Genomic DNA, 15,210 nt, shown 5'->3' on the forward strand with positions numbered 1-15,210 from the left:
CCTAATTACTGATTTATTTTAGAAACTTCATAACTAACAATTTTCCAAGGTTTAATAGTATCTTCTTGATTAACAACTTCTTCTAATAAGTTTACTTGTTCACCTAAACTTAATCCTAAATCACTATTAATCTTAATATTAGCTGATTTTCCTTCAGATTCATAACACCGCAAAACCCAACTATCTGATCCATCTTCTGCTGGTTTAAATGCAGATAAAATCAGATTATCTGGTTCTATTTCTAAGCCCTGAAAAATAGGGGGTAATATCCCTATATTAGCACATTTATCATTGGGAATTACAACCTGTAAAGGAATATTAAATTCGTATCCTTTATGAACTGTTTTTGCATCTTTCCATGTTCCTTTATGGGGATAAATACCATAAGTGAATTGATGGTTTCCTTTGTCACAATTTGGATCAGGCCAACGGGGACTTTTTAATAAAGTCAGTCGTAAGCGATCGCCTTGACTATCATAACCATATTTACAGTCATTTAATAAGCTTACACCATAGTTATTACTATTATCTGTTAAATCAGCCCATCTCAAGGCTGGAACTTCCCATTTTGCTTTTTCTTGAGGCGTTTCAGGAAAATTAGTTCGTTGAATAGTTCCAAAAGGAATCTCATAACTGCTATAATCACCTGTTAAGTTTAAGGGAAAAGATGCCTTAACTAAAACATAATTTTCTTGCCAATTTACTTGAGTTTTTATCGTTAAAATAGGTGAATTTATTTGTAGGATATAGTCTTGAGAAAATTCTGAGTTTTCTAATTGTCTAATTACTCTAATTCGCCATTGAATAGGGCCAGTTTCTAGGGTTTCAATCAATTTTAATTCTGTGTCAGGTAAGGGATAATTATTGTAATCTGGATCAATATTCCAAGCATCCCAATATTGTCCTTTATCTTGAAAACTTTGTAACTGGTTTCCTTGTCCTTTTAAAATTTCTATGTCATTAATTTTGTCATAAATACTATCAATGTTTCCTGTATGTGAATTAATCTTAACCCTTAAATACTCATTCTCTAAAATAGTTATATTTTGCTGCAATATTTTATTATATTCTTCATGACTTTCACCAGGGACTAACCAAAACACCCGATAACCAACAGAGGGTATATTTTCAGCTAAAAATAATAGTTTATTCTCACTGGATATTTGGGATAGTAATTTTTTACCTTCGAGATCATAAACATTCCAGTTGTTATCAATAACATCAATTTCTACAACTTCAGATCTTTGCCAATTTAAGTGATTAAAAATAACAATAGGTTGAGCATTGATCTGAGGAGGAGAGGGGTATTTAATAGAATTAATGATACACTGTAAAGCATCTTCTAAAATATCATTACCAATTTTTTGTACTGTTTTCCAATCTTCATTTGCTTGTACAAAAACATCAGTAATAGAGGTTCCTGGTAAGATATCATGAAACTGATTAAACAAGACTTTTTTCCAGGCAAATTCCAGCTTATTTTTTACTTCATCATTAACTAATTGTTCTTGAATTATTGCCACTAAAGACAACCATAATTCTGCTTTATATAATAATTCTTCACTGCGACGATTAAAATATTTTTGATCTGCATGAGTCGTATAACAACCGCGATGTAAATCTAAATATAATTCGTCATCCCAAACAGGAATATCTAACCCTTCTTCAATGATATTAGCAACCTTATCTAAATAATTTTTAGCAGTCACAAAACTAACTTTAGGGAAGAAAGGAGACTGTTTCCAACGTTGATTAACTTCTAACATATCACGGGTTGGCCCACCCCCATGATCGCCAACTCCTGGAATCCAAAATATTTCTTTTAACCCTGTTTGTTGCTCCCATTGAATACTATAATTAGTCATAGTAATAGGATGAGTATTCATCACCCCTTCTACATTAGGCGGAGACATAAGTGTTAATAGTTTTGTGCCATCAAGAGACTGCCACCAAAAGACACCATGAGGAAATTTAAAACTATTATTCCAGTGAAGTTTTCCTGTTACAAAATAGTCAATTCCACTTTGTTTTAAAATTTGGGGCAACTGTAAGCAAAAGCCAAAACTATCAATTAACCAAGCAACTTTAGTGATATTTCCAAACTTTTCTTTTATATATTTTTGTCCGTACAAAAGTTGTCTAACAATGGATTCACCTGACACTAAATTAACATCTGGTTCGACCCACATTCCCCCTAAAATTTCCCATCTACCTGCTTTAGATGAGGCTTGAATCTGCTTAAAAAGCTCAGGACGATGTTTTTCTATCCATTCATAAAGAACAGGGGTTGTATGGCCAAATGTGAGGTTAGGAAAATCTTTTTGTAAGTTAATTACGGAACGAAATGTCCGTTCTGCAACTTCCCAAGTTTCGTCAACTGTCCATAACCAAGCCATATCTAAATGGGCATGACCTACTATGTTAAAATTACGCTGTTGAATCCTATTACTTAAAGGTTGTAAATTTTGACGTAATTTAATTAATTCATCATTAAACTTCTTACTATTATTGATATTAGTCCAGTTTATTTTATTAACTTCCTGTTCTAAGAAGTCTAATTTTTCAGTTTCAAATGGAGACAAATAATTGTATAATACAGTTAATTCATCAGCAACGAAACCAGGATCAATAGAATCATAATCACTTTCATAAACCAATAAAGAGCGCATTAAAGCCCCAAGATCATGACTAGGACTAACTAAGCGCAAAGCGACGATAATTTCTTGTCCTGGTTGGACTGATGGAGTTAATAAAATTCTCGCTGAAGAATCAAATAAATCTCCCTCTTGAACTAAATTTCCATTGACAAAAATCTGAGCAATTTCTGCCCACCAAGCTAAAGACAACCTCAAGGTTAGTCCCCGTAAAGGATAACCATTTAATTGTTCAGGAATCAGGAATTTTTGTATTAACCATTTAACGCGACTTCCTGCTTCCCAAATCAAATATTCTTGTCCATTTGCTGTCATTAATTCTAAACCAGCAAAATTAATCGAAGTTAGATCTATTTCTGCTGAGGTAGCTAACCAATTATGTTGTACATTAATTTGTGTAAGTTGACGTAAGTTATCAATCGTTTCAGTGATGTTCATTTTTTGCCTATAATCAAAACTATCAGGATTGTTAGGAAAAGACTTTTAGTACCTATTAAGCAATTTAAAGTCTTGCCATATTCTAATTTTATGATACAATGGGAACCTGATGGTTAAAAATGTTAGATCTCCCGCCTCATCTGAACTAGAGACTTGTTCGTCTAAGCCCTAAGTATTTTTGTTTAATTTTTATAAAGTTATTGTCAAGACTCTAGCCGTTATTTGCGGGCATGGATTACCATGACGGAAGATGCTTTTAATCATGCCAAAGCTGGCTGTGTTAAGTGAGCATCATCATCTGAGTATCATAATTCTTTGTTCTAAAGCTGACATGGTATTTTTCAGGAATATCAATGGGACAGCTTGGATCAAGAGTTTCTGAGGAAGCATAGTTGACAGACTTTTTGGGTGTATAGAATTTTCACATGAAAACACTATACCCCAGTTTTGTGATGTGTGCGACCACTTATCAATTTCAAGTAAAAACCAATCAAGTTTGACGGAGAAAATAGAATGCCAGAACCAAACAACACTATACTTGACGCAACTTTAACTTCCATAGGAGAGGGACAAACCGAATACATAGAAACGGACTTGATCGAGGCCTCCGGTGATGTCGACTTGTATCAAGTATTTCTTAGTGCAGGGGATGTCTTAACTGTAGATGTTGATGCCTTCGATTTTACATTTTCTGGTTTTGATCCCATACTGAGGATATTTGATGAGTTTGGCTCAGAAGTTTACTATAGTGACGACGATCCAGCCCCTGGGGAGTTTAACGACTTTTTATCTCCCTATGCAGAATTTGAAGCCTTTACACAAGGTTCTTACTACGTTGGGGTGAGTGACATACAGAGTGACTTTTATGACCCATTTGGGGGCAGTTTTGCGTTTTTTACTCCTGGGGGTCAATACACCATTGACATCAATACTGACGGAAATAATAACGGAGGAATTCAGCCTGATATTTATGAAGAGAATGATGATGCAGGTGCAGCTACATTTCTGATCCCTGATTACGCTGACGATTACAGTAATGAGTATTATCTCTCTGGTATGTCGGTGGAAGCGAATGATGCAGACTGGTATCGATTCACTGTGGACACGACAAATGCCTTCTACACTGATGTGTCCATTGATATGTACAGCGATATTTTTGACGGGGACATTGATTTCAGAGTTTATAAAGACAATAACGGCATACTTGAGGATGTTAGTTTTGGTCAAGGTGAAACAGGTAACAGTCTAGAATCAGTGTACTTCCAGGCAGAGCCAGGAGCAGAAACAGATTATCTGATCGAAGTTTTTGGCTTCTTGGGAGACACCACTCCCTATTATGATCTATCCATCTATGCACCAGGATCTGGGAACGAACCGATGTTAGGCTTCGACGATATCTATGAAGACAATGATTCAATAGACGAAGCGACTATCATTTCAACAGATGCAGGTGCAGATGTAGTCTTAGGTGAAGGTCAAGACTTTGTATATCTCTCCAATCTGGTGAGTGCCGTCGATTCTCAAACTTTCATCGGGGATGATGACTGGTTTGAATTTCAATTGTCTGAAGAGGGTGATTTCAATTCATACATACAAATTTCTTGGCAAAATCTAGGTAACGATCTCGATCTCGAACTCTATGATAGCGAGGGAGAATTAGTTAATTATTCCTGGTTTGGTGATGGCTATGAATATATTTCTCTAGAAGGGGTGGATGTTGGTACCTACTACGCCAAAGTGGTTCCATACGGTATATTCAACTTCGATGGCTCCACCATTGAATTGTATGATTTTAGTCTCTCCGGCCCGATCAGTGCACAAGGTCAAGAGGGCGGAGACGACGAGTTTGAAGAAAATGATACTGCTGACACGGCTCACATCTTAACAGGATCAGATTTAGATCGACTCTCTAATCTTGACTTAGTGCTTTTAGATGAAGATTGGTATCAATTCTCTTTACCCAATATTGGTGAATTCGATAGTGAAGTCAAGATAGAATTTTCCCATTCTAAAGGGGATTTGGATCTAGAACTGTATCAGTTATTCGATGATGGCAGCCTCCAAGATGTTGGTTTTTCTGCCGGTGTGGGTAATATTGAAACAATCAGTTTAGATGGCTTCGATGTTGGAAACTATTTAATTAAAGTTTATGGTTTTGATGGTGCCACCAACGATCAATACAGCCTGTCTTTAACACTACCAGAAGGAGGTGTTGGTGATAATAACGATGACTTTGACAACGCTACTTTTGTCGGTCCACGGGAAGGGGAACCATTAGCCAATGGCACAACTTCTATCGGAGGACTGAGCATTAATGGTACAGACGTAGACTTCTATAAGTTTGAATTGGCCGGTGATGCCCTGTTTGGTAGTGTCATTGATGTTCTTTTCCAAGACGATAAGGGGGATCTTGATGTAGCACTCTACGATGGGAATGAAGACTTAATTTATCTGTCTGATAGTGCCTCCGATAATGAAGAAATTGATTTATGGAGCTTAGGTTTAGGTGCAGGGGAGTACTTCGTCGAAGTTTATGGCTATGACTTTGGGCAAAATAATAACAACAATTACGACCTAGCCATAACCTATTTCGGAGAAGACAACACCATAGGAGGGGATGAGTTTGAAAGTAATAATGACTTTGACAATGCCACAGAGTTATCCCTAGCCCCAGGAGGAACAAAGAACTACAATGGGTTATCTATCGATAGCTCCGAAGATGATGATTATTTCCAGTTGCAAATAGAGCAAGGACAATTGGACATCGTTCTCTCCTTTGCCCACAATGAAGGGGATTTAGATCTAGAGTTGTTCAATGAGCAGGGACAGCTAATAGATTTTTCCGATTCCACGGAAGATACTGAGATTATTTCTCTCGATGTCGAGGCCGGCACATACTATGCCCGTGTCTTCGGTTATGCCGGAGATACTAACCCAGATTATCAGTTAGAGATATCTGTGCCAGGGAGCAAACGAGAAGGAGAAGATGCTCTCGATGATCAATATGAGGAGAATGATAGCTTTGAGACGGCTACTGTTTTCAACAAAGCAGATACAGATACATTTGGGGGGCTTAAGGCTTTTGACGATGACTATTACCGTTTCACCTTGTCTGAAACAGGTCAAAAGGGTAACGAAGTCAGCATTCTATTTTCTCACTACAAGGGCGATCTCGACTTAGAGCTATACCGTGTTAATGGTGAAGATTTTCAATTTGTTGCGATAGCTGACAGCATTACAGATAACGAGACACTAAGCCTCTCAGGCCAAGCCGCAGGGGATTATGTTGCCCTGGTTTATGGTTATGGTGATGCTACGAATGACGACTATACATTGACCTTCAACTTGCCTGGTGGCGGTGTTGGTGGACAACAGCCATTAGAAAACATACAGACTGCAGATAACGACACTCGTGAGACTGCTTATAACCTTACTCTAGACGATGTATCAAAAGGTATTCCAGTCCTAAGTATTGAAGATCGTCCTGCTGGCCAACCGGTGGATGAAGACTGGTATCAATTAGTGTTGGCCGAAGATGGCGGCTTTGGTGATGGCATCTTAGTTACCTTTGACAATGCTCTTGGAGATGTAGACATTGCCTTGTGGGATCAGAACAATGAGGACTTCTCGATCCGATTGTCTCAAGGAGTCTCTAATGCCGAGAGTATCAGCTTAGCTGGTTTAGCGGCAGGAACATACTTCTTAGAGGTGTTCGGATTTAATGGGGCCACTAACCCAGAGTACACCTTGGAGGTTCAGGCTCCCTTGGCAGCAAGTCAAGCGACAAGTCCTAGTCAAGCTGATCGATTTGAGGTCAATAACACCTTTGACACCCCCAAAGATTTCGGTCAACTCTCTGGTTTTAAAGAGTATGCAGATTTGAGCATTCACGAACCTTCAGATGTAGATTGGTTCAAGTTTACAACGGTTGGTGCTGGTGATGTTGACGTTGCGCTCGACTTTTTCCATAGTGCTGGAGATATTGATCTAGAAATCTTCCAAGTGAGTGAGGACGGAGGTTTAGGTCAGTCTTTAGCTCGCTCAACAACCGTTACTGACGATGAATTTGTCAGAGTCACCAATGCTGAGGCAGGTGAGTTTTTGGTTAAGGTTTCCGGTTATCAAGGAGCAATTAACCCAAACTATACCCTGTCAATCACCGCACCTGTTGGCTCCCTGGTTTCCCCTGATAAGTATGACTTAAATGGGAACAATAATACTCAGGAAAACGCTACGTTAATCGGAGACTTCAGAACCCGAGGAACTGGAGTAGTAACAGAAGATGAGACTGGAAAATCAGTCGTTATCGAGGATTTGACCATTCACAATGGTAACGATGAAGACTGGTTTGAATTCCGAACCAGATCCCTAGGGAAATTAGATAGTCAAGTTAGTGTCCTATCTGATGTTGGCGATTTGAACTTGGTCTTGTTTGACGAGGAAGGTAATTTAGTTGCAGATCGCTCAGCCACAGGAGAGGGCGGTTATCAAACCATCAGCCTGAAAGATATCGCGGCGGGGACTTATTTTGCGCAAGTCACCGGAGTGAATGGAGCAACCAATGCCAACTACTCCATCAGCCTTAATTCTTCTCAGCCAGCCCCCGTTGCTGAACCAGAAGACAGCTTGACCATTATGATCTATATGGCGGCTGACAATGAGCTAGAGATGAATGCGCTCCGAGACCTCAATGAATTGGAGTCCATTAATCTCCCAGACAATGTGAACATTGTTGTTCAGTTAGATCGTAGTGAAGGTTATGACAGCAGTAATGGAGATTGGACAGATACTCGTCGTGGTTTAGTCCAATATGACCCCAACAGCCTTACCAATAATGGACAAATTGTCAGCTTAGGGGAAGGAACATCCCTTGGGGAACTCAATATGGGTGATGGTGCCACCCTAACGGAGTTTATCGATTGGAGTAAAGAAAACTACACCGCCCAGAACTACGCCTTAGTGGTGTGGGATAATGGTGGTGGTTTGGACGGTGTAGCCTGGGATGAGCAATCCGTCATTGATGGTGTGGTTGACAATTTAGGCATTGCAGAAATTACCCAAGCCGTTGACAGTAGCCAGGTGGACAAATTTGGTTTGATTGGTTTCGATGCTTCCTCCCAAGGTTTGATTGAGCATGGATATGACCTCAGAAACCTAACGGACGTTTTTGTCGCCTCTCAGGATCTCGAACCTGGAGACGGCTGGAACTATGCAGGATTACTAGAAAAAATCGCTGCCAATCCTACCCTCAACTCAGAAGCCCTGGGCGGGGCGATCGTTGACTCCTATAAGGAATATTACAACGGTCTGGAAACCCTCTCTGCCATTGACACCAGCAAATATGAAGGTATTGGTGATGACATTGACATCTTTGTGGATGCAGTCCTGACTAACGCCACTGAGGATGACTGGAATGAGATTATTCAAGCCCGTTATGAAACCCCTTCCTTCTACAACGAGAACTACCGAGATCTCGGTTTGTTTATGGACAATGTGGCGGCCAATGTGGCCACTGGTGCCATCGCTACCGCTGCGACAGCTGTATCAAACGCGGTGTCTGAGTCTGTCTTCAACCAAGTTGATGGGTTAGAGACATCAGGAATGAACATTTACTTGTCCCCAGCCAATAGCAACCTGCTCAACGAGTACGAAAATAATACTTACGATTTCGGCTTCTTACAAGATACTAATTGGGAAGGCTTTTTGCTAGGTCTTGGAGAGCGTACAGGGGAGACTCGCGTTAAAGGAGATGACTCCGAGCAAAGAAACGGAATTGACGGGGTTGTACAACGGGACAACAATGGCAGCATTGGCAATGCTACAGACTTGGGTTTACTCTCAGGGCCAGAAAGCTTCGGCGACTTAAGTATTGTCCGCCAAGATAAGGATTACTATCGGTTTGACTTCGAGACAGCAGCCACAACTGATACTACCGTATCCATTGAGTCAGAACAGGCTGCTGGTCTGACCATCGAAGTGTTTAATGAAGCCAAAGTATCCCTCGCTCGGATTGATGTAGTAGACGGAACCGAGAGTATCAATATCGGGGAGTTAAACGACCCAACCGGGGACAATGACCGCTATTATGTTCTGGTTGAAGGGGATGATGGCAAAACCGTTGTTGATGATTACACTCTAGTTATTAACGCTCCTGATCTAGATCCGACAACCGTCAACGTAGATGGGGCTGAGACTAAAGATGGCTCTCGTAATGATAGTTACCTGAAGGCCACTGATCTCGGTCAACTCGGTCAAGAGAACAAGATCTCCCTTAAGAATTTGACCCTCGATCAACAGGATCTTGAGCTTCCCGAAGGCGTTGAAGAAATCGATGTAACCAAGCCCGAAACTCTGCCTGGGGATTGGTATAAGATTGATGCGTCCCGTGGGGGGGATGTTAGTGCCAACACAGCCCAGATCGAAGTTGAGGAGGGCGAGGAAGTTGAACTGTTGCTCTATCAGGAAGATGCCGAGACTGGGGAAATGATGCTGGTGGATCAAAGCAGCGGCTCAGAGAATGGTGTGGAGTCTGTAACCTTCGACACTTCTGACAGCTACACTGGAACTTATTGGCTCTGTGTGTGTCCAGCACCCGTACCGGACCCCCTCACCGGACTAAGTGTGCGAACTACCGTTAGTAGCTACTCGTTAACGGTTGCTCAGCGTTCCTTTGATGCCGATGGCAACGGCAATTTCACGGTTCAAGATACCCAGCTATTCTTTGCCAGTCAGGTTTTTGCCGTAGAGCAGTTCGACTCTCTCAATCAAACCTACGGGTTTATCCAAGCTGGCGCGCAAAGAACCTTTGCCACTGAGTTATTCAGCTACTGGGGCGATGCAGATGGTGTGTATGATGTGGATGGTGATAGCTTTGTCAGCGTCCAGGATGCACAACTAGCTTTCATCTATAACAGTTTTGGCAATGGTGATCCTGTGGCGGCGGCTGCTGCGATTGATCAATTAGATGCCATCTATGGGTTGATTCAAGACGGTGCAACCCGCACTACCGGTGCTGAAATTAGCGCTCAAATAGCGCAATTTATCTAGCAACATGGGATGTTCTAAATCTCCTATTTTTTAACAGGAGATTTAGAAACTTAATCCCTTAACACAAGTGTTATAGCAAAATTCTTGATTTTGCTATAAGCTATGGTTGGACGCAGGAATGCCCGATCATGAGTCAGGTAGGTTTCCCGTACCAAGCAAAGCGCGAAATATGCGGGAGCATATCACTCTGTTGTATAGTCTTAATTGGAAGGGGACTAGGGAGAGAATTATTCCTCTCCTGAACCCCCTAACCTTGTGTAGTTGAGGAGATGTTTTTTTAGATATGGCACAACAACAACTTACTGCTAGCTCGGAGTTTGCTAATGATAACCAGCAAGCTCTCGTCAGTGTTTTTCAGGCTGTTATCAACCGTCAAGAGGGTGATCCAGCTGCTTCAACACTCACGGCCAGACTCCATTACAATTCAAGCGAACTAGGCTTTGTCGACCCAGCCCAGGATATTTTGGGTGGTGGACTTTTTCTTGAGTCGCCAGAAACGGTAGATGACGGAAATGATCAGACCGACAGACAGATTCAATTCAGCTATCCTTTCTCTACTGGGCTTAATAGTGATAACCCAACAGAGTTGGCCCTAGTCACTTTCAATTTACTTGAAGGGTTTGACGGTGAAAGTTTGCCGTTGGAGGGGAGCAACTCCAGTTTTGATGTTGTGCCTTTCCTACTTAATATACCTGGAATAGGTGGGAACAACATGGCTCCTGTCATCACACTTCCGGCTGGCCCCTTTCAGTACACACCAGGTAAAATGGCTGGTTTCTTAGTAGGAGATGTTGATGCCACTGATGCTGATGGAACTGTGGCCTCCTTTGCCATTGTTACTGACACTGAGTTTTTCGCCATTAACGATCAAGGTATGATTACCTTAACCGAGGCCGGTGCGGCGGAGATGGCGGCTAGTAATAACCTTGGTGTCAATCCTAATACTTTCGAGCTACAAATTACAGCAACGGATAATCAGGGGCTGGCTTCTGCTGCAACAACCGTCACCATTAATTTAGTTGAAGTAGACAACATTGCACCTGAAATCACACTTCCCGCTGGCCCCTTTGAGTACACACCCGGTAAAATGGCTGGTTTCTTAGTAGGAGATGTTGATGCCACTGATGCTGATGGAACTGTGGCCTCCTTTGCCATTGTTGGTGGAAGTCAGTTTTTCGCCATTGACAACCAAGGTATGATTACCTTAACCGAGGCCGGTGCAGCGGAGATGGCGGCTAGTAATAACCTTGGTGTCAATCCTAATACTTTCGCTCTAGAAATTACAGCAACGGATAATGAAGGGCTGGCTTCTGCTCCAACAACCGTCACCATTAATTTAGTTGAGCAAATAGCAGACAATACGCCTCCTGTGGTAACAGAGGAGCAAAGCTATAACTACGTACAAGGTCAAGCGGCTGGGGATGTAGTGGCAACGGTAGAGGCTACGGATGACGTAGGTGTAACAGGATTTGCGATCAACCCTGCTAGTGATGTAAATGGCTTTTTCGCCATTAACGACGCAGGTGAGATTAGCTTAACGGCAGACGGTGCGGCAGCTATGGCAGCCAGCAATAACTTTGAAAACCCACCTAACAGTTTCACCCTGAGCATTACGGCTAGTGATGCAGCGGGCAACACCTCTGCGCCCACCAATGTCATCCTGAATGTCCTTGCAGAGGACAGAAGAGCCCCTGTGGTAACACCAAACCAAACCCTTGAGTATGCAGAAAATCAAGTAGCTGGGGATGTAGTGGCAACCGTTGAGGCCACCGATAACGTAGGTGTAACAGGATTTGCGATCGACCCTGCTAGTAATGCAGATGGCTTTTTCGTCATTAACGATCAAGGTCAGATTAGCTTAACGGCAGACGGTGCGGCGGCCATGGCAGCCAGCAATGACTTTGAAACCTTACCTAACCAGTTCACCCTGAGCATTACGGCCACTGATGGGGCAGGCAATAACTCGGCTCAGACCCCTGTAACCCTGAGAGTCACGGATGTTGTTGATGAAACGGCTCCAGTGATACCACCGGGTCAAACCTTTGGCTACACACAAGATCGAGTAGCTGGGGCTGTAGTCGGAGCCGTTTTGGCCACTGATAACGTAGGTGTGACAGGCTATGGGATCACCAGTGGTAATGAAAATGGCTTTTTCGCCATTAATAACGCAGGTCAGATTAGCTTAACCGAGGCCGGTGTGGCGGCCATGGCAGCAAGTAATGACTTTGCGATCGAACCTAACCAGTTCATCCTGGGTATTACAGCTAGTGATGAGGCGGGCAATACTTCTGCTGAGACCCCTGTAACCCTGAATGTCACTGAGACTGACATAAATGCCCCTGTTATTACACCAGCTCAAACCTTTAGCTATCAAGAAAATCAAATAGCTGGGTTTGAAGTGGGAACCGTTCAAGCTACCGATGATCTCGGTGTTGTGACAGCCTATACTATCGCCAATGGTAATGCAGCGGGCTTTTTCGCCATTAACCCGGAGAACGGTATTATTACCTTAACCGCAGCGGGTGCGGCGGCCATGGCGGCCAGCAATGACTTTGAAACCCTGCCGAACATGTTCACCCTGGGTATTACGGCCAGTGATGGGGCGGGCAATATCTCTGATGTGACCGATCTAACTGTTAATGTCACTGACGATCCGATAGATAATCAACCCCCTCAACCTCCAATCGTACGTGATCCTGACGTGCCAATCGATGACACCTTAACTGGAACCGCAGCCAATGATAGCATCCAGGGTTCAAGCGGTAACGATAGTATTACTGGACTCGCTGGTGACGACACACTCAGAGGGGCTCGTGGCCGAGATTTCATTCAGGGTGAGGAAGGTAATGACACCGTGCGAGGTGGTAATGCCAAAGACACTCTCACTGGTGGTATGGGTAACGACTTGATCGTAGGTGGAAAAGGCGATGACTCCATCAGTGGTGATGAGGGCAACGACTCCATCCAAGGTGCGGAGAATCGGGACATTATCACAGGTGGTGAAGGCAATGACACCATACGAGGTGGTAATGCTATAGACAACCTGGACGGCGGTCTTGGAGATGACTCCATCATTGGTGGTAAGGGCAATGATACCCTCCTGGGAGGTTCCGGGAATGACACCTTAGACGGCAGTGCTGGTAAGGACTCACTCGTTGGAGGATTGGGAACCGATGTACTCCAAGGGGGTAACGGACAGGATACCCTCATTGGTGGGCAGCAAACCTTTAATGATTTTGAACGGGACACCTTGACGGGTGGAAACGGTCTAGATACCTTTGTCCTCCAGACGACGGATGCCAATGCTAATGCTGATGTCATCACTGACTTCGTGGCCGGAACGGATAAATTCGGACTAACTGGTGGTCTTACCTTTACTGATTTAACCGTTGCTGGAGTAGGAGCGAATGTTACTATTACCAATAACAATACCGGCTTCCTTCTCGCTATTGTCGAAAATGCGGCTCTTGCTAACGTCAATAATGCGGCCAACTTCGAGACATTTGTATTCTAGAGCGATCTAGAATAGACTACAGATTAATGAGGTGCGAGGAGCTATATTATAATGGCTCCTCGCAATTAAGCTTGGTTCCTTAATTAGCTTAAAGATTGGTATCTCATCTTGAGATCCCAAGAAGTTTGATTAAATTTGGCGGCGGCCATGAATCTGTAAAATAGAGTGAAATTTTCGTTCTAAATGTTCTAGAATGGACTACAGATTAATTAGCTGCCAGGAGCTATATTCTGATGGCTCCTCGAACTTAAGCTTGATTCCTTAATTAGCTTAAAGATTGGTATCTCATCTTGAGATCCCAAGAAGTTTGATTAAATTTGGCGGCGGCCATGAATCTGTAAAATAGAGTGAAATTTTCGTTCTAAATGTTCTAGAATAGACGACAGATTAATAAGGTGCCAGGAGCTATATCATAATGGCTCCTCGAACTTAAGGTTGATTCCTTCAATTAGCTTAAATATTGGTATTTCATCTTGAGATACCAATAGGTTTGCCTAGGTTTGGAAGCGGCGGTTAATCTGTCAATAGAAAGTAACAAAAAATTAAGTTTTTCAAAGTTAACAAGGAGAATTAAAAATGGCTGACGTGATAATGGCTCAAGCGTTTAATTACGCAGAAAATCAACTAGAAGGGGCGGCAATAGCAACCGTTCTAGTTGAAAACGTTAATGGTGCTGTGACAGGATTTGCGATCGACCCTGTGAGTGATCCAGACGGCTTTTTCGCCATTAGTGCGACAGGTGAGATTAGCTTAACGGCAGCGGGTGCGGCAGCAATGGCAGCCAGCAATGACTTTGAAACCCTGCCGAACAGTTTCACCCTGAGCATTACCGCCACGGATATGGGGGGCAATGTTTCGGCGGCAGAAGATGTAATGGTTAACGTCACGGATGTGGACGAGCCTCCAGTGATAACAACACCGGTAGGTCCCTTTGAGTACGCAGAAAATCAAGCAGAAGGGTTCGTGGTAGGAACAGTTGTCGCCACAGATCCGGATGCAGGTGACGCAATAGCATCCTATGCGATCGACCCTATGAGTGATCCAGACGGCTTTTTCGCCATTAGTGCGACAGGTGAGATTAGCTTAACGGCAGCGGGTGCGGCAGCAATGGCAGCCAGCAATGACTTTGAAACCCTGCCGAACAGTTTCACCCTGAGCATTACCGCCACGGATATGGGGGGCAATGTTTCGGCGGCAGAAGATGTAATGGTTAACGTCACGGATGTGGACGAGCCTCCAGTGATAACAACACCGGTAGGTCCCTTTGAGTACGCAGAAAATCAAGCAGAAGGGTTCGTGGTAGGAACAGTTGTCGCCACAGATCCGGATGCAGGTGACGCAATAGCATCCTATGCGATCGACCCTATGAGTGATCCAGACGGCTTTTTCGCCATTAGTGCGACAGGTGAGATTAGCTTAACGGCAGCGGGTGCGGCAGCAATGGCAGCCAGCAATGACTTTGAAACCCTGCCGAACAGTTTCACCCTGAGCATTACCGCCACGGATATGGGGGGCAATGTTTCGGCGGCAGAAGATGTAATGGTTAACGTCACGGAT

At 43.1% G+C, this 15,210-nt stretch carries 4 protein-coding genes; 3 read left to right on the plus strand and 1 reads right to left on the minus strand.

Annotated features, from left to right (window positions below):
- Positions 1-5 precede the first annotated feature (5 nt).
- Positions 6-3,092, minus strand: coding sequence for an alpha-mannosidase (locus VB691_RS14445; protein ID WP_323292195.1), 3,087 nt, complete (start codon positions 3,090-3,092; stop codon positions 6-8).
- A 513-nt stretch (positions 3,093-3,605) separates the two neighbouring features.
- Between VB691_RS14445 and VB691_RS14450 the strand changes: the two genes are divergently transcribed.
- The 3 genes from VB691_RS14450 to VB691_RS14460 all read left to right on the plus strand — a co-directional run.
- Positions 3,606-10,139, plus strand: coding sequence for a clostripain-related cysteine peptidase (locus tag VB691_RS14450; protein ID WP_323292196.1), 6,534 nt, complete (start codon positions 3,606-3,608; stop codon positions 10,137-10,139).
- Positions 10,140-10,422: 283 nt separating this feature from the next.
- Positions 10,423-13,653, plus strand: a complete 3,231-nt coding sequence (locus VB691_RS14455; RefSeq protein WP_323292197.1) for a hypothetical protein — start codon at positions 10,423-10,425, stop codon at positions 13,651-13,653.
- Between the two features lie 576 nt (positions 13,654-14,229).
- Positions 14,230-15,210: cadherin repeat domain-containing protein (locus VB691_RS14460; RefSeq protein WP_323292198.1), on the plus strand; the 981-nt coding region annotated here is incomplete at its 3' end.

It is taken from the genome of Crocosphaera sp. XPORK-15E (genome assembly GCF_034931425.1).
GTDB lineage: Bacteria > Cyanobacteriota > Cyanobacteriia > Cyanobacteriales > Microcystaceae > UHCC-0190.

What these genes read in the sequence shown, in the direction of transcription:
- VB691_RS14445 (WP_323292195.1), bottom strand. Translation starts at nt 3,092, where the DNA reads ATGAACATCACTGAAACGATTGATAACTTACGTCAACTTACACAAATT.
- VB691_RS14450 (WP_323292196.1), top strand. Translation starts at nt 3,606, where the DNA reads ATGCCAGAACCAAACAACACTATACTTGACGCAACTTTAACTTCCATA.
- VB691_RS14455 (WP_323292197.1), top strand. Translation starts at nt 10,423, where the DNA reads ATGGCACAACAACAACTTACTGCTAGCTCGGAGTTTGCTAATGATAAC.